Genomic DNA, 15,902 nt, shown 5'->3' with positions numbered 1-15,902 from the left:
ACCTGTCCGGGATGACGGTCCGTATCAAGCGGCGACGGCCGGCCGGGTCGGCGCCCGGCGGGAGAAGATCGCCCCGGGCGGCGCGCGTCGCGCGCCCGGGACGAGGGGCCGGGGCCGGTCTGCGAGCCCCGGTGTGGAGATCGCGGCGGGCCTCAGTTTGCCGTCTTCTTCGGCGGGGTTGCGGGCCAGGAGCCGATCAGCGTGTCGTAGTCGACGGTCTCGCCCTGCGGCTTCTCGTTGGCGAGCTTGGGCTGGGGGGCGAGGTTGTCGGACTCCTTGGCGAGCTTCACCCAGTATTCCATCGGGTGCTTGGCGTTCAGCTTCGGGCCGCAGTCGCCCTGCACGCCGGAGCGCTCGAGGCGCTCGAGCACCGAATCCTGCGCCGCCGCGAGGCTGTCCATCGCCGCCTGCGGGGTCTTGGCGCCGGAGGAGGCGTCGCCGATGTTCTGCCACCAGAGCTGCGCCAGCTTGGGATAGTCCGGAATGTTGGCGCCGGTGGGCGACCACTGCACGCGGGCCGGCGAGCGGTAGAACTCGATCAGGCCGCCGAGCTTGGGCGCGCGCTCGGTGAAGCTCTTGTCCCAGATGTCGCTCTCGCGGATGAAGGTGAGGCCGACATGGCTCTTCTTCAGCGAGACGGTCTTGGAGGTGACGAACTGGGCGTAGAGCCAGGCCGCCTTGCGCCGGTCGACCGGGGTGGACTTCAGCAAGGTCCAGGAACCGACGTCCTGGTAGCCGAGCTTCATGCCCTCCTTCCAGTAGGCGCCCTTCGGCGAGGGAGCCATGCGCCATTTCGGCGTGCCGTCGGCGTTCATCACCGGCAGGCCGGGCTTCACCATGTCGGCGGTGAAGGCGGTGTACCAGAACATCTGCTGGGCGATGTTGCCCTGCGCCGGGACCGGGCCGGCCTCGGAGAAGGTCATGCCGTTGGCGGCGGCCGGCGTGTATTTCTTCAGCCACTCGATGTACTTGGTGATCGAGTAGACGGCCGCCGGGCCGTTGGTGTCGCCGCCGCGCTCGACCGAGGAGCCGGTCGGGCGGCAGCCTTCCATGCGGATGCCCCATTCGTCGACCGGCTTGCCGTTGGGCAGGCCGCGGTCGCCATTGCCGGCCATGGAGAGCCAGGCATCGGTGAAGCGCCAGCCGAGCGAGGGGTCCTTCTTGCCGTAGTCCATGTTGCCATAGACCTTGACGCCGTCGATCTCCTTGACGTCGTTGGTGAAGAAGTCGGCGATGTCCTCATAGGCCGACCAGTTCACCGGCACGCCGAGCTCGTAGCCGTACTTGGCCTTGAACTTGGCCTTGATGTCCGGGTTGGTGAACCAGTCGTAGCGGAACCAGTAGAGGTTGGCGAACTGCTGGTCGGGAAGCTGGTAGACCTTGCCGTCCGGCGCGGTGGTGAAGGCGATGCCGATGAAGTCGCCGAGATCGAGCGTCGGCGAGGTCACGTCCTTGCCGTCGCCGGCCATCCAGTCGGTCAGCGGCACCGCCTGCTTGTAGCGGAAATGCGTGCCGATGAGGTCGGAATCGTTCACCCACGCATCGTAGATGTTCTTGCCCGACTGCATCTGGGTCTGGATCTTCTCGACCACGTCGCCTTCCTGGATGAGGTCGTGGGTGAGCTTGATCCCGGTGATCTCGGAGAACGCCTTGGCGAGGACCTTGGCCTCGTATTCATGCGTGGTGATGGTCTCGGAGACGACGTTGATCTCCATGCCCTTGAAGGGTTCTGCGGCCTTGATGAACCATTCCATCTCCTTCATCTGCTCGTCCTTGGAGAGCGTGGAAGGCTGGAATTCGCTGTCGATCCATTTCTTGGCGGCGGCCTCGTCGGCCCGCACGGGGGCGGCGAAAGCGATCAGCGCCATGGCGCTGGCGGCCAGCAGAAGCCGGCCTCGGCTCTTTGACGGCAACATGGGTCTTTCCTCCCGTTTCTTCCCAGAATTCCGCGGCTTTCCACCGCTTAGGCGAATTCACACGAGGCGGAACACCGCCAGTGCGTAGACAAGGCAGAGCGCGAGCGCCCAGCCGAGATTGGGTCCCACCAGGCCGAGCCAGGCGAGAGTGATGAAGGCGCTGCCGAGCAGCGTGATGAACAGCCGGTCGCCGCGCGTCGTGGGGATGCCGAGCACGCCGACGCGGGCCCGCTCGGGCCGGCGCAGGGCGAGCACGGTGAAGACCGCGAGGAGGCTGGCGATGACGGCGAAGAACAGCGCGGTCGGCCAGGTCCAGGCCATCCAGGCGAAGTTCTCGGAGAGGCGCGTGGCGGTGTCTTCCATCACATCCTCCCGTCACACCCGCCCGAGGGCGAAGCCCTTGGCGATGTAGTTGCGCACGAACCAGATCACCAGCGCTCCGGGGATGATGGTCAGCACGCCGGCGGCGGCGAGCAGGCCCCAGTCCATGCCGGAGGCCGAGACGGTGCGGGTCATCGTCACCGCGATCGGCTTGGCATTGGTGGCGGTGAGCGTCCGCGCCAGCAGCAGCTCGACCCAGGAGAACATGAAGCAGAAGAAGGCGGCGACGCCGATGCCGCTGGCGATCAGCGGCATGAAGATCTTCACGAAGAAGCGCGGGAAGGAATAGCCGTCGATCGCCGCCGTCTCGTCGATCTCGCGCGGCACGCCGGACATGAAACCTTCGAGGATCCATACCGCCAGCGGCACGTTGAACAGGCAGTGGGCGAGCGCCACCGCCCAGGGCGTGTCGAACAGGCCGATGGCGGAATAGAGATTGAAGAAGGGCAGGGCGAACACCGCCGGCGGGGCCATGCGGTTCGACAGCAGCCAGAAGAACAGGTGCTTCTCGCCCACGAAGCTGTAGCGCGAGAAGGCATAGGCCGCCGGGAGCGCCAGTGAGATCGAGATGATGGTGTTCAGCACCACATAGCTGAGCGAGTTGATGTAGCCCGAGTACCAGCTCGAATCGGTGAAGATCTTGATGTAGTGCTCGAAGGTTATCTCGCGCGGCCACAGCGTGACCGACGAGTTGATCTCGAAATTGGTCTTCAGGCTCATGTTGACGAGCCAGTAGATCGGCAGGATCAGGAACACCAGATAGAGCACCATCACGACGGTGCCGGAGCGCGAGGAGCGGTTCATGCCGGTGTCTCCTCCCTGACGCGCTCGGTGCCGGTATTGGTCATCACGGTGTAGAAGACCCAGCACAGCGCCAGCACGATGAGGTTGTAGACCAGCGACATCGCCGCCGCCTTGCCGAGGTCGAACTGGCCGAGCGCGAGCTTGACGAGGTCGATCGAGAGGAAGGTCGTCGCGTTGCCGGGGCCGCCGCCGGTGAGGACGAAGGGCTCGGTGTAGATCATGAAACTGTCCATGAAGCGCAGCAGCACCGCGATCAGCAGCACCCGCTTCATCTTCGGCAGCTGGATGGTGGTGAAGATCGCCCAGCGCGACGCGCCGTCGATGCGCGCGGCCTGGTAATAGGCATCGGGGATCGACTTGAGGCCGGCATAGCACAGCAGCGCGACCAGGCTGGTCCAGTGCCAGACATCCATCACCACGATGGTGATCCAGGCGGCGAGCAGGTCGCCGGTGTAATTATAGGGGATGCCCAGCGCGTTCAGGCCCCAGCCGAGCAGACCGATGTCGGCGCGCGCGAAGACCTGCCAGATGGTGCCGACGACGTTCCACGGGATCAGCAGCGGCAGCGCCATGATCACCAGCGTGGCGGCGACCTTCCAGCCCTCGCGCGGCATGGACAGCGCGACCAGGATGCCGAGCGGCACCTCGATGGCGAGGATGATCGCGGAGAACAGCAGGTTGCGCCACAGCGCGTCGAAGAAGCGCCCGCCGAGTTCGGTAGAGGGATCGAGCAGTTCCTGGAACCAGCCGAGCCCGTTCCAGAAGAACTGGTTGTTGCCGAAGGTGTCCTGAACCGAATAGTTCACCACCGTCATGATCGGCACGATCGCCGAGAAGGCGACGATCAGGAAGACCGGGGCGACCAGCAGCCAGGCGCGGTTGTTGACGGGCTTGTCCATCACGCCGCTCCCTCGCCCGCGACGAGCACGCCGCCGGCATAGATGTGGATGTGCCGGGGATCGAGCCGCAGCCCGGCCTCGTCGCCGTTGAGCGACAGCGCCTCGGGCATCATGGCGGCGGCGGGATGGCCGGAAATCTCGATGCGGGCGATGCGGGCGCGCCCGATATCCTCGATCCGCGTCACCTTCACCGGCAGGCCGGTGCCGGGAGCGGCGAGGGTGGCGAATTCCGGACGCACGCCGAGCTCGATGCGCTCGCCGGCCGGCAGCGCGGTATAGGCCTGCGCCAGCGCGATGGCGACGTCGCCCACGCGCGCCGTGCGGCCCTCGACCCTGGCCGGCAGCACGTTCATGCCCGGCGAGCCGATGAAATGGCCGACGAAGGTGTGGGCGGGGCGCTCGAACAGCTCCTCCGGCGTGCCGGTCTGCACCACCGCGCCGTCATGCATCACCACCACCGTGTCGGCGAAGGTCAGCGCCTCGGTCTGGTCGTGGGTGACGTAGATCATGGTGAGGTCGAGCGCGCGGTGCAGTTCCTTCAGCGACGAGCGCAACTGCCATTTCAGGTGAGGGTCGATGACGGTCAGCGGCTCGTCGAACAGGATGGCGGCGACGTCCTCGCGCACCAGCCCGCGGCCCAGCGAGATCTTCTGCTTGGCGTCGGCGGTCAGGTTCGAGGCCTTCCGGTCCAGAACCGACGTCAGGTCGAGGCGGTCGGCGATCTCTTGCACGCGCCGGGCGATGGCCTCGCGCGGCACTTTCCGGTTCTTCAGCGGGAAGGCCAGGTTCTCGCGCACGGTCATCGTGTCGTAGACCACCGGGAACTGGAACACCTGGGCGATGTTGCGCGCCTCGGTGGGCAGCTGGGTGACGTCGCGCCCGTCGAACAGGATACGTCCGCGCGTCGGGATGACGAGGCCGGAAATGATGTTGAGCAGCGTGGTCTTGCCGCAGCCGGAGGGGCCGAGCAGCGCATAGGCGCCGCCCTGCCGCCAGACATGGTTGATCTCCTTGAGCGCATAGTCCTGCGGGCCGCGCGGATCGGGCCGGTAGGCATGGGCGAGACCGTCAAGCGTGATGCTGGCCATCTTCCCCTCCCTCAGGCCGCCGCGGCGTCGAGGACGGGCGCCACGCGGCGGCCCTCGGCGTCGAACAGCAGGATATGGCGGGGGTCGATCAGCACCTCCACCGGCGCGCCCGGCTCCAGCCGCCGCACGCCCAGAACCAGCGCCGTCAGCCGCTCATCGCCCATGTCCATGTGCAGGAAGCTCTCCGAACCGGTGACCTCGGTCACCGCGATGACGGCGCCGAGGCGGATCAGCCCGTCGGCATGGACCGTGCGCTCGGCCGTGGCGACGTCCTCGACCTCCAGATGATGCGCGCGCACGCCCATCGTGTAGGCGCCGTCCGGCACGCTGGCGAACGCGCCCGTCGCCGGCAGCACGGTGCCGCTTTCGAGCAGCACGGTGTGGCCCGACTTGGCGGCGCGCAACGCGTTGAGCGGGGGATCGGAGAACACGCGTGCGGTGGCGAGGTCGTCCGGCCGGCGATAGACCTCGGCGGTCGGGCCGAACTGCGTCAGCGTGCCCTCCATGAGAGCGGCGGTATTGCCGCCGAGCAGCAGCGCCTCGGTCGGCTCGGTGGTGGCGTAGACGAACACCGCGCCGGTCGAGGCGAAGATGCGCGGCAGCTCCTCGCGCAGTTCCTCGCGCAGCTTGTAGTCGAGATTGGCCAGCGGCTCGTCGAGCAGCACGAGGTCGGCGCGCTTCACCAGCGCGCGGGCAATCGCCGTACGCTGCTGCTGGCCGCCGGAGAGCGCGAGCGGCAGGCGCTGCAGATAGGGTTCGAGCTTCAGCAGCCTTGCCGCCTCGGCGACGCGCGCCGCGATCTCGGCCCTTGCCAGCCCCTGCACCCGCAGCGGCGAGGCGATGTTCTCGTAGACCGTCAGCGAGGGGTAGTTGATGAACTGCTGGTAGACCATGGCGACGCTGCGCTTCTTCACCGGCAGCCCTGTGACGTCGCGCCCCTCGATGAGGATGCGGCCGGAGGTCGGCGCGTCGAGGCCGGCCATCAGCCGCATCAGGCTGGTCTTGCCGGCAAGGGTGGCACCGAGCAGCACGTTGATGCTGCCGCGCTCCAGGCGCAGCGAGACGTCCCTTATGTGGGGCACGCCGTGCACGCTGCGGCTGACATGTTCGAGTTCCAGAGTCATCGCGCGGCTCCCTGCAGCGAGGCCGGCGCCGATCGCGGCAGCGCATTCTCCACCATGAAGGCGTCGAGCGCCGCGGTTTCCTCCGGCGAGAAGCGCAGGCCGAGTTTGGAGCGGCGCCACAGCACGTCCTCGGCGGTGCGCGCCCATTCCTCACGCATCAGATAGCGCACCTCGGCCTCGGTGAGGTCGGCGCCGAAAATGCGGCCGAGATCATGCGCCGAGCGGGCGCCGTCGAGGATGCGCATCGCCCGCGTGCCATAGGCGACGACGAGGCGCCGGGCGAGCCGCTCGTCGAGCCAGGGATGCGCGCGCAGCAGCTGCGCGACGACGCGCGGCTGGTCGGTCACCGCGAAGTCGCCGCCCGGCAGCGGCGAGGAGCCGGTCCAGGATGCCTTCGAGGCGGCGGGCAGGAAGGGCGTGAGCTTCTGCATGGCGTGCTCGGCGAGGCGGCGATAGGTGGTGATCTTGCCGCCGAAGACCGAGAGTACCGGCACCCGGCCATCCGCGTCGTCGAGCTCCAGCACGTAGTCGCGCGTGGCTTCCTGGGCCTTGGAGGCGCCGTCGTCATAGAGCGGGCGCACGCCGGAATAGGTCCACACCACGTCGCCGGGCGTCACCGGCTGGCGGAAATACTCGCTCGCTGCCGCGCAGAGATAGGCGATTTCCTCCTCGCTCGCGACCGGCTTGGTCGGCGTGCGGCCGAAATCGCGGTCGGTGGTGCCGATCAGCGTGAAGTCGTGCTCGTAGGGGATGGCGAAGATGATGCGCCCGTCGGCGTTCTGGAAAATGTAGGCGCGGTCGTGCTCGTAGAGCCGGGGCACGACGATGTGGCTGCCCTGCACGAGGCGGACATTGGCCGGCGAGTTGGCCCGCACCACCTGTGCCAGCACCTCGTGCACCCACGGGCCGGCGGCATTGACCAGCACGCGGGCATTGACGACGCGGCGCGCGCCATCCTCCTCGAACTCGATGCGCCAGAATTCCGGCTCGCGGCTCGCCGAGACGACGCGCGTGCCGCGGCGGATGTCGGCGCCACGCTCGGCGGCATCGAGCGCGTTCAGCACCACGAGGCGGCTGTCCTCCACCCAGCAGTCGGAATATTCGAAGGCGCGGCGGTAGCCCTCGCGCAGCGGCCGTCCGGCGGGGTCACGCGTCAGGTCCAGCGAGCGGGTCGCGGGCAGCCGCTTGCGCCCGCCCAGATGGTCGTAGAGGAACAGGCCGAGACGCAGCAGCCAAGCCGGCCGCAGCCCGGCATGGTGCGGCAGCACGAAGCGCAGCGGGCGGATGATGTGCGGGGCGATCGCCCACAGCACCTCGCGCTCGGCGAGCGCCTCGTGCACGAGACGGAACTCGTACTGCTCGAGATAGCGCAGGCCGCCATGGATCAGCTTGGTCGAGGCCGAGGATGTCGCGCCGGCAAAGTCGCCCTGTTCGAGCAGCACGACCGAAACGCCCCGGCCCGCCGCGTCGCGGGCGATGCCGCAGCCGTTCACGCCCCCGCCGATGATCGCAAGGTCGTAAATCTCGTCCCGCGTGCGAGCGTCCAAATCAGGCCTCCCAGGCAGCGTTCCCTTACGTTGGGGCGCTTTCGTTTTTATGTTCGTATTGACGCTATATGAAACTCATATCGACGGCAACCACCGTAGATTCGAAAGAATCGAACTTTCGTTTAGGTGCGGCGCAGCAATCGGAAGGTTTTCTCTGGCATGCCAGGGCAACCGGATTTTCGTATGTGGCGGAGGAGCGGGCAACCTTCGTGAAGCGGTCTGCAGCCGGGTCCGTCCGCGACCGGCAGGGACGGGCGCGGGCCGTCGCGCCGAAGGACACGGCCGTACCTGTCCCGGCAAGCGAAGTCCCTTCCATGCTTGCGGAAAGCGAGCGGGCCGCCACGGTCGGGTGATGCCGCGTCGCCGGCGGGCGCCCCTCGCGGAGGAGGATTGATTTGCCGGCTCAGATGACCGCCGGCGCTTGTTGAGTTACCTCGCCGGCGCGCGTTGCGATGCAGCAACGAATTGCTCTTGTCATGTTGAGCAAATGAGACATAACTAAACATAAAGCTAAATCGAACCGGCGCAGGCCGCGTCGGCTTGAGGCAATGGAGGGGGCAGAAAGCCCCTCGTTCTCTGGGAGGAGAGCATGCTGAAGCAGTGGATACCCCTTCTCGGGGCGACGGCCGTCTGCGCGTTCATGTCCGCGCCGCAGGCGGCGAAGGCCGAGCAGCTCACGCTGTGCTGGGCGGCCTGGGACCCGGCCAACGCGCTGGTCGAACTGTCCAAGGATTTCACCGCCAAGTCCGGCATCGACATGAAGTTCGAGTTCGTCCCGTGGACGAGCTATGCCGACCGCTTCCTCAACGAGCTCAACTCGCGCGGCAAGCTGTGCGACCTCATCATCGGCGACAGCCAATGGGTCGGCGGCGCCGCCGAGAACGGCCACTACGTCAAGCTGAACGACTTCTTCGAGAAGGAAGGCATCAAGATGGATGACTTCGTTCCGGCGACGGTCGTCGGCTATTCCGAATGGCCGAAGAACACGCCGAACTACTGGGCGCTGCCGGCGATGGGCGACGTGGTCGGCTGGACCTACCGCAAGGACTGGTTCGAGCGTCCGGAGATCCAGAAGGCGTTCAAGGCCAAGTATGGCTGGGACCTCGCCGCGCCCAAGACCTACGACCAGCTCAAGCAGATCGCCGAGTTCTTCCAGAAGCGCGAGATCGACGGCAAGACCGTCTATGGCGCCTCGATCTACACCGAGCGCGGCTCGGAAGGCATCACCATGGGCGTGACCAACGTCCTCTACGACTGGGGTTTCATGTATGACAACCCCAAGAAGCCCTACGACATGCAGGGCTACGTCAATTCGCCGGACGCGGTGAAGGGCCTCGAATTCTACAAGGCCCTCTATGATTGCTGCACCCCGCCGGGCGCCTCCAACGTCTACATGGTGGAATCGGCCGACGCCTTCAAATCCGGCCAGGTGGCGATGCAGATGAACTTCGCCTTCACCTGGCCCGGCCTCTACAAGGACGAGAAGGTCGGCGGCGACCGCATCGGCTTCTTCCCCAACCCGGCGGAGAAGTATCATTTCGCCCAGCTCGGCGGGCAGGGCATCTCGGTCGTGTCCTATTCCGACAAGCGCGACGCGGCGCTGCAATACATCAAGTGGTTCGCCCAGCCCGAGGTGCAGGCCAAGTGGTGGCAGCTCGGCGGCTATTCCTGCCTGAAGGCGGTGGTCGACGCGCCCGACTTCAAGACCAGCCAGCCCTATGCGCCCGCCTTCCTCGAATCCATGGCGATCGTGAAGGATTTCTGGGCCGAGCCGTCCTATGCCGAGCTGCTGCAGGCGATGCAGAAGCGGGTGCATGACTACGTCATCGCCGGCAAGGGCACGGCGAAGGAAGCTCTCGACGGTCTCGAGAAGGACTGGACGGAGATTTTCAAGGAAGACGGCAAGATCTGACGAGAGTATGCCGGCAACGGTGTGCGTGCTTCGAGATGCGGGGCGTCGCCCCGCTCCTCAGCATGACGAGGGTTTTGTCCCTGTACGGCTTCGTCATCCTGAGGTGCCCGGCTTAGCCGGGCCTCGAAGGACGCACGACCTGCCCGCCGAGATCCTCCTGACACGCAGGATCACCATCTCCGATGGCGGCCCGGGTTCCACCCGAAACCTGACCCCGGCCCGCCCCCGTCGAACCGCCGACGCCAGCGAGTATGAGCGTGACAACATCTCATGACACCTTCGCCGACAAGGCCGCCGAGGCGGCCGTGCGGGCGACGCCCGAGCCGATCGTGGTGAGGATGCGCGCGCTGTCGGACCGGGCGATCGCCTGGCTCTTCATCGCGCCGACCATCGCCCTTCTGCTGGCGATCAACATCTTCCCGCTGTTCTGGGCGATCTACCTGTCCTTCACCAATTACCGCGCCAACCGGCCCAATGCAGAGGTCAAGCATGTCGGGCTCGGCAATTACTCGCGCGTGCTCAACGACCCCGACATCTGGGCGTCGATGCAGACCACGGCGCATTTCGTCTTCTGGACGATTGTGCTGCAGACGGTGATCGGCTTCGGCCTCGCCTATCTCATCGACCGCAAGTTCCGTGGCCACGCCTTCTGGACGACGCTCATCCTCATTCCGATGATGCTGTCGCCGGCCGTGGTCGGCAATTTCTGGCGCTTCCTCTACGAGCCGCAGATCGGCCTGTTCGCCTATGCGGTGTCCTTCGTCAGCGGCATTCCCACCTCCGAGATCCAGATGCTCGGCAGCGTGCATCTGGCGCCCTGGGCCATCATCATCGTCGATACCTGGATGTGGGCGCCCTATGTGATGCTGATCTGCCTCGCCGGGCTGCGCTCCATTCCCGACTACATCTACGAGGCGGCCGAGGTCGACCGCGCCTCGAACTGGCGGCAGTTCTGGTCGATCACCGTACCGATGGCGCTGCCCTTCATCATGCTGGCGGTGCTGTTCCGCGGCATCGAGAACTTCAAGATGTTCGACATGGTGAACCTGCTCACCGGCGGCGGGCCCGGCTCGACCACGGAGGTCGCCTCGATCGCGCTCAAGCGCGACGCCTTCGAGGCCTGGGCGACGGGGCGTTCCTCGGCCTTCGCCATCGTGCTGTTCGTCGCGGTGTTCGGCCTCGCCAACATCTACGTCAAGGCGCTCAACAGGGTGAAGCAGCGATGAGCTCGGCCAAGACAGCCTCAGGGACCGCCGCCCATTCGGTCGTCGAGCCCAGCTCCCGCTCCAAGCGCATCGCCGCGGCGCTGGTGATCGTCTACGCGCTCATCACCATGATCCCGCTGGTGTGGATCTTCCTCACCTCGATCAAGTCGCCGCCGGATTCGATCTCCTATCCGCCGAAGATCCTCTTCACTCCCTCGCTCGAGGGCTACTGCAACCTCTTCACCACCCGCACGCGGCAGACGCCGGAATACATCGCCTCGCTGCCCGAACCGGACGGGGTGTGCGACGCCGTCACCCGCAAGCGCAACATGGTGATCGCCGGCTCGTCCAACTTCCTGCCGCGCTTCGCCAATTCGCTGATCATCGCCTTCGGCTCGACCTTTCTGGCGGTGGGGCTCGGCACGCTGGCGGCCTATGGCTTCTCGCGCTTCAAGGTGCCGCTGGCCGACGACCTGCTGTTCTTCATCCTGTCGACCCGGATGATGCCGCCCATCGCCGTCGCCATCCCGATCTACCTCATGTACCGGCAGCTCGGCCTCTCCGACACCGCGCTGGGCATGATGCTGCTCTACACCGCGGTCAACGTCTCGCTGGCGGTCTGGCTGCTCAAGGGCTTCATCGACGAGATCCCGCGCGAATATGAGGAGGCGGCGATGATCGACGGCTATTCGCGGCTGCAGGCGTTCCGCAAGGTGGTGCTGCCGCAGGCCACCACCGGCATCGCCGCCACCGCGATCTTCTGCCTGATCTTTGCCTGGAACGAATACGCCTTCGCCTCGCTGCTCACCTCCGGCAGTGCCCAGACGGCGCCGCCCTTCATCCCCACCATCATCGGGGAGGGCGGGCAGGACTGGCCGGCGGTGGCGGCGGGCACGACGATCTTCCTGGTGCCGATCCTCGTCTTCACCATCCTGCTGCGCAAACAGCTCTTGCGCGGCATCACCTTCGGGGCGGTGCGCAAATGAACGATCCCATCTTCACCCCGCCAAGCTCCGCACTCCCCAAGCGCCGTCCCTTCTTCCTGCGGCGCGGGCCGATGGAAGCGGTCGCCGTCACGGTGATCGCGCTCGGCTTCCTCATGCTGTTCCAGCCCTTCGCACTGGTGCTCTACACCTATTCCCTCGTCACCCTTCTCGCCGGCACGTTCATGTTCATGATCGTGTCCAAGTTCCCGGAGTAGGCGCATGGCCGAGATCAGGGTCGAGCATCTGCGCAAGGCGTTCGGCGAATTCGTCGCCGTGCAGGATTCCAGCTTCACGGTGGAGAACGGCGAATTCCTCGCCCTGCTCGGCCCTTCGGGCTGCGGCAAGACCACGACGCTGCGCATGATCGCCGGGCTGGAGCTGCCGACCGGAGGCACCATCCGGCTCGGCGGCGAGGACGTGACCTACAGGCGCGCCAGCGAGCGCGACATCGCCTTCGTGTTCCAGCTCTTCGCGCTCTACCCGCACATGAATGTGCGCAAGAACATCGGCTTCCCGCTGCTCGCGCAGGGCGTGGCGAAGGCGGAGATCAAGGCGCGCGTGGAGGAGACTGCCCGTCTCCTTCAGATTGACCACATCCTCGACCGGCCGGTCTCCGGCCTCGCCGGCGGCGACCGCCAGCGCGTGGCGCTCGGCCGGGCCATCGTGCGGCGGCCGATGTGCTTCCTGATGGACGAGCCGCTCGGCACGCTCGACGCCGAGTTCCGCGAGGTGATGGTCCGCGAGCTGCGCGAGCTGCACAACCGCATCCACGCCACCACGGTCTACGTCACCCACGACCAGATCGAGGCCATGGCGATGGCCGACAAGATCGCGGTGATGAATCACGGCATCATCGAGCAGTTCGGCACGCCGCAGGAAATCTACGACCGTCCGGCCTCCATGTATGTCGCCGACTTCATCGGCTCGCCGCCGATGAACTTCATCCGCTTCAACGGCGCGCTGCAAAAGGGCGCGCGGGCGGCGCGCATCGGCACGGCGGAGGTCGCGATGCCGGAGATCCGCCAGGACGTCGAACCGGGCGAACTGGCGCTCGGCGTGCGGCCCGAGCATGTGCGCTTCTCGGATGCCTCGCCTTTGCGCGGGGCGATCTATGGCAGCGAATATCTCGGCACCAACCAGATCGTCACGGTCGAGACGCAGGGCGGGCTGGTGCGGGCGCGCCTGCCGGCCGAGCACAGCTACCGCATCGGCGAGCCCGTCGGCCTCACCTTCAAGAGCGAGCGGCTGTCGCTGTTCGACGCCCGCTCCGGCCGCGTCATTCCCTCATCCCTGCACGAAGGTGCACTGCATCGGGAGGCCCGCCATGGCTGAGGTTGTTCTCAAGGGCGTCACCAAGAGATTCGGCGACAAGCGAGCCGTCGACGCCATCGACCTTCATATCGCCGATGGCGAGTTCGTGGTGCTGCTCGGCCCGACGGGCGCCGGCAAGACCACGACGCTGCGCCTCATCGCCGGCATCGAGACGCCGGATGCCGGTACGGTGAGCATCGGCGGGCGGCCTATGGCGGGGCTCGCGCCGGCGAGCCGCGACGTCGCCTTCGTCTTCCAGCAATATTCGCTCTACCCGCACCTGACGGTCTACGAGAACCTCGCCTTCCCGCTGCGCTCGCCGGCGCGGCGGATGGATGGCGCCACCATCGACGCGCGGGTGCGCGAGGTGGCGAAGATGGTGCGCATCGACCACAAGCTGGAGAACCGCTCCACCCGGCTTTCCGGCGGCGAGATGCAGCGCGTCGCCATCGGCCGGGCGCTGGTGCGCCGTCCGTCCATCTATCTCATGGACGAGCCGCTCTCCTCGCTCGACGCCAAGCTGCGCGGCGAATTGCGGCTGGAGCTCAAGCGCATCCAGAAGGATCTCGGCGCGACGCTGCTCTACGTCACCCACGACCAGATCGAGGCGATGACCATGGCCGACCGCATCGGTATCCTCGCGGAGGGCCGGCTGGTGCAGATCGGCACGCCGCGCGAGATCTACGCCGATCCGGCCAATCTCCACGTCGCCGCCCGGCTCGGCCAGCCGCACATCAATCTCCTGCCGGCCGACCTGCTCCCCGGCGTGCCGGTCCCGCCGGGTACCCGGACGGTCGGCGCCCGCACCGAGCACATCGCCATCGCGCGGACCGACGAGGGCAATGCGCGGGTCGACTGGATCGAGCATCTGGGCGACCAGAACCACCTGCACATCAAGGTCGGCGAGCAGAAGCTGGTGACGCTCGCCGATCCTGATCTGGCGGTGCATCCCGGCGACCGGATCAGCGTGTCTTTGAAGAACCCGCTCTATTTCGGCCAGGACGGCCAGCGGCTCGTATAGCAGGCGACGTGCGTTAGGACGGACGGCGCCCGCGCCGGATGTCGCGTCGAACGGATGGGAAGGCAGCCATGAAACATTTCTTCAACCGCCGCGACAGCATCGTCACCGAGGCGCTGGACGGGCTCCTGCGCACGACGCCGCCCGGCCGGCTGGCCCGGCTCGACACCTATCCGGACATCAAGGTCGTGCTGCGCGCCGACTGGGACAGATCGAAGGTCGCCGTGGTCTCCGGCGGCGGCGCCGGGCACGAGCCCTCCCATGCCGGCTTCGTCGGCCGCGGCCTGCTCACCGCCGCCGTCTCCGGCGAGATCTTCGCCTCGCCCAGCGTCGAGGCGGTGCTCACCGCCATCCGCGCCGTGACCGGTGAGCCGGGCTGCCTGCTGGTGGTGAAGAACTACACAGGCGACAGGCTGAATTTCGGCCTCGCCGCCGAGCGCGCCCGCGCCGAGGGCTTCAAGGTCGAGATGGCGATCGTCGCCGACGACATCGCCCTGCCGGACATTCCCCAGCCGCGCGGCGTCGCCGGCACGCTGTTCGTGCACAAGATCGCCGGCCACCTCGCCGAGACGGGCGCCGACCTCGCCACGGTGGCGCAGGCGGCGCGGGCGGCAGCGGGCGATATCGCCTCGCTCGGCGTGTCGCTATCCTCCTGCTCGATCCCCGGCCAGCCCTTCGAGGCACGGCTCGGCGCCGACGAGGGCGAGCTCGGCCTCGGCATCCATGGCGAGCCCGGCGTGGAGCGCATCCCGCTGCAGCCGGCCGGCGACATCGTCGCGCTGATGAGCGAGCGCCTCGGCGCGCGCCTCGATCCGGCCGCCGACTACGCGCTGCTGATCAATAATCTCGGCGCCGTGCCGCCGCTGGAAATGAGCCTGATCGCCGAGGCGCTGCTGGCGTCAAAGCTCGGGCGCGGGGTGAAGCTGGTCATCGGCCCGGCGGCGTTGATGACGGCGCTGAACATGAACGGCTTCTCGCTCTCCTATCTGCGCCTCGATGCCGCCCGCGCGGCAGCGCTGGCCTCCCCGGCCGAACCGCTCGCCTGGCGCCCGGCGGTCGCGCCCGGAACGGTTGAGGTGCGGCCGGCCCCCGCCGCGCCGCGCGGCGAAATCTCCCCCGCCAGCACGGACGGCGCAAGCGAGGCGCTCATCCGCGCGGTCTGCGCCACGCTGGTCAGCCTTGAGGACGAGCTCAACCGGCTCGATGCGCGGGCCGGCGACGGCGACACCGGCTCCACCGTCGCCACCGGCGCCCGCGCCGTGGAAGCGCGGTTGCCGGGGCTGCCGCTGGCCGACACCGCCGCCACGTTCAAGGCGATCGGCGGCGAACTCGGCACCGCCATGGGTGGGTCGAGCGGCGTCCTGCTCTCCATCTTCTTCACCGCCGCCGCGAAGGCACTGGCGGAAGGCGCGGCGATGCCCGCCGCCCTTCTCGCCGGGCTCGACCGTGTGGTGTTCTATGGCGGCGCGGCGCCCGGCGACCGGACCATGATCGACGCGCTCGATCCCGCGCTGAGGGCGCTCGCCGCCGGCAATCTCACGCAAGCGGCGGCCGCCGCCTCGGCGGGGGCGGAGGCGACGCGGAGGATGGCGCGCGCGCGTGCCGGTCGTGCCGCTTATGTCGGGACGCGCGATCTGGAAGGCTCGCCCGATCCCGGCGCGGTGGCGGTGGCGCGGGTGTTCGAGGCGCTGGCCGCGCGCGGCTGAGACGG

General features: G+C 67.4%; 14 protein-coding genes. 7 read left to right on the top strand and 7 right to left on the bottom strand.

Annotated features, from left to right (window positions below; all coding sequences use genetic code 11):
• Positions 1–152: 152 nt before the first annotated feature.
• Genes AC1PZ7_RS01610 through AC1PZ7_RS01580 form a run of 7 tightly spaced genes read right to left on the bottom strand, consistent with a single transcriptional unit; the run spans position 153 to position 7,759 of the window.
• Positions 153–1,916: an ABC transporter substrate-binding protein gene (locus AC1PZ7_RS01610; protein WP_482357774.1), complete on the bottom strand. Its 1,764-nt coding sequence runs from the start codon at positions 1,914–1,916 to the stop codon at positions 153–155.
• A gap of 57 nt (positions 1,917–1,973) precedes the next feature.
• Positions 1,974–2,279: a DUF2160 domain-containing protein gene (locus AC1PZ7_RS01605; RefSeq protein WP_482357773.1), complete on the bottom strand. Its 306-nt coding sequence runs from the start codon at positions 2,277–2,279 to the stop codon at positions 1,974–1,976.
• Positions 2,280–2,291: 12 nt separating this feature from the next.
• Positions 2,292–3,101 (bottom strand): carbohydrate ABC transporter permease, encoded by an 810-nt coding sequence (locus AC1PZ7_RS01600; RefSeq protein ID WP_482357772.1) that lies wholly within the window; start codon positions 3,099–3,101, stop codon positions 2,292–2,294.
• Positions 3,098–4,000 (bottom strand): carbohydrate ABC transporter permease, encoded by a 903-nt coding sequence (locus tag AC1PZ7_RS01595; protein WP_482357771.1) that lies wholly within the window; start codon positions 3,998–4,000, stop codon positions 3,098–3,100. The genes AC1PZ7_RS01600 and AC1PZ7_RS01595 overlap by 4 nt, the downstream gene beginning before the upstream one ends.
• Positions 4,000–5,088, bottom strand: a complete 1,089-nt coding sequence (locus tag AC1PZ7_RS01590) for an ABC transporter ATP-binding protein (protein WP_482357770.1) — start codon at positions 5,086–5,088, stop codon at positions 4,000–4,002. Before AC1PZ7_RS01590 ends, AC1PZ7_RS01595 begins: the two co-directional genes overlap by 1 nt.
• Positions 5,089–5,099: 11 nt before the next feature.
• Complete coding sequence (locus tag AC1PZ7_RS01585; RefSeq protein ID WP_482357769.1) at positions 5,100–6,212, bottom strand: ABC transporter ATP-binding protein; 1,113 nt, start codon at positions 6,210–6,212, stop codon at positions 5,100–5,102.
• On the bottom strand, positions 6,209–7,759 hold the full coding sequence (locus AC1PZ7_RS01580) for a glycerol-3-phosphate dehydrogenase (protein ID WP_482357768.1): 1,551 nt from the start codon (positions 7,757–7,759) through the stop codon (positions 6,209–6,211). Before AC1PZ7_RS01580 ends, AC1PZ7_RS01585 begins: the two co-directional genes overlap by 4 nt.
• A gap of 589 nt (positions 7,760–8,348) precedes the next feature.
• On the opposite strand from AC1PZ7_RS01580, the gene AC1PZ7_RS01575 reads away from it, so the two are divergent.
• From AC1PZ7_RS01575 to AC1PZ7_RS01545, 7 genes are all read left to right on the top strand, one after another.
• Entirely contained in the window at positions 8,349–9,671 is a 1,323-nt protein-coding gene (locus AC1PZ7_RS01575; RefSeq protein ID WP_482357767.1) for an ABC transporter substrate-binding protein, read from the top strand.
• Between the two features lie 251 nt (positions 9,672–9,922).
• Complete coding sequence (locus tag AC1PZ7_RS01570) at positions 9,923–10,897, top strand: carbohydrate ABC transporter permease (protein ID WP_482357766.1); 975 nt, start codon at positions 9,923–9,925, stop codon at positions 10,895–10,897.
• Complete coding sequence (locus AC1PZ7_RS01565; RefSeq protein WP_482357765.1) at positions 10,894–11,862, top strand: carbohydrate ABC transporter permease; 969 nt, start codon at positions 10,894–10,896, stop codon at positions 11,860–11,862. Before AC1PZ7_RS01570 ends, AC1PZ7_RS01565 begins: the two co-directional genes overlap by 4 nt.
• On the top strand, positions 11,859–12,077 hold the full coding sequence (locus AC1PZ7_RS01560) for a hypothetical protein (RefSeq protein WP_482357764.1): 219 nt from the start codon (positions 11,859–11,861) through the stop codon (positions 12,075–12,077). Before AC1PZ7_RS01565 ends, AC1PZ7_RS01560 begins: the two co-directional genes overlap by 4 nt.
• A gap of 4 nt (positions 12,078–12,081) precedes the next feature.
• Positions 12,082–13,194: an ABC transporter ATP-binding protein gene (locus AC1PZ7_RS01555; RefSeq protein WP_482357763.1), complete on the top strand. Its 1,113-nt coding sequence runs from the start codon at positions 12,082–12,084 to the stop codon at positions 13,192–13,194.
• Positions 13,187–14,194: an ABC transporter ATP-binding protein gene (locus tag AC1PZ7_RS01550; protein ID WP_482357762.1), complete on the top strand. Its 1,008-nt coding sequence runs from the start codon at positions 13,187–13,189 to the stop codon at positions 14,192–14,194. Before AC1PZ7_RS01555 ends, AC1PZ7_RS01550 begins: the two co-directional genes overlap by 8 nt.
• Positions 14,195–14,262: 68 nt before the next feature.
• Positions 14,263–15,897, top strand: coding sequence for a dihydroxyacetone kinase subunit DhaK (locus tag AC1PZ7_RS01545; protein ID WP_482357761.1), 1,635 nt, complete (start codon positions 14,263–14,265; stop codon positions 15,895–15,897).
• Positions 15,898–15,902: the final 5 nt, after the last annotated feature.

The organism is Ancylobacter sp. TW_SC_1 (assembly GCF_056836805.1).
Note: the sequence above shows the minus strand (reverse complement) of the source record. Positions and strands in the feature narration are given on the sequence as shown.

What these genes read in the sequence shown, in the direction of transcription:
- AC1PZ7_RS01610 (WP_482357774.1), bottom strand. Translation starts at nt 1,916, where the DNA reads ATGTTGCCGTCAAAGAGCCGAGGCCGGCTTCTGCTGGCCGCCAGCGCC.
- AC1PZ7_RS01605 (WP_482357773.1), bottom strand. Translation starts at nt 2,279, where the DNA reads ATGGAAGACACCGCCACGCGCCTCTCCGAGAACTTCGCCTGGATGGCC.
- AC1PZ7_RS01600 (WP_482357772.1), bottom strand. Translation starts at nt 3,101, where the DNA reads ATGAACCGCTCCTCGCGCTCCGGCACCGTCGTGATGGTGCTCTATCTG.
- AC1PZ7_RS01575 (WP_482357767.1), top strand. Translation starts at nt 8,349, where the DNA reads ATGCTGAAGCAGTGGATACCCCTTCTCGGGGCGACGGCCGTCTGCGCG.
- AC1PZ7_RS01555 (WP_482357763.1), top strand. Translation starts at nt 12,082, where the DNA reads ATGGCCGAGATCAGGGTCGAGCATCTGCGCAAGGCGTTCGGCGAATTC.
- AC1PZ7_RS01560 (WP_482357764.1), top strand. Translation starts at nt 11,859, where the DNA reads ATGAACGATCCCATCTTCACCCCGCCAAGCTCCGCACTCCCCAAGCGC.
- AC1PZ7_RS01585 (WP_482357769.1), bottom strand. Translation starts at nt 6,212, where the DNA reads ATGACTCTGGAACTCGAACATGTCAGCCGCAGCGTGCACGGCGTGCCC.
- AC1PZ7_RS01545 (WP_482357761.1), top strand. Translation starts at nt 14,263, where the DNA reads ATGAAACATTTCTTCAACCGCCGCGACAGCATCGTCACCGAGGCGCTG.
- AC1PZ7_RS01590 (WP_482357770.1), bottom strand. Translation starts at nt 5,088, where the DNA reads ATGGCCAGCATCACGCTTGACGGTCTCGCCCATGCCTACCGGCCCGAT.
- AC1PZ7_RS01550 (WP_482357762.1), top strand. Translation starts at nt 13,187, where the DNA reads ATGGCTGAGGTTGTTCTCAAGGGCGTCACCAAGAGATTCGGCGACAAG.
- AC1PZ7_RS01565 (WP_482357765.1), top strand. Translation starts at nt 10,894, where the DNA reads ATGAGCTCGGCCAAGACAGCCTCAGGGACCGCCGCCCATTCGGTCGTC.
- AC1PZ7_RS01570 (WP_482357766.1), top strand. Translation starts at nt 9,923, where the DNA reads ATGAGCGTGACAACATCTCATGACACCTTCGCCGACAAGGCCGCCGAG.
- AC1PZ7_RS01595 (WP_482357771.1), bottom strand. Translation starts at nt 4,000, where the DNA reads ATGGACAAGCCCGTCAACAACCGCGCCTGGCTGCTGGTCGCCCCGGTC.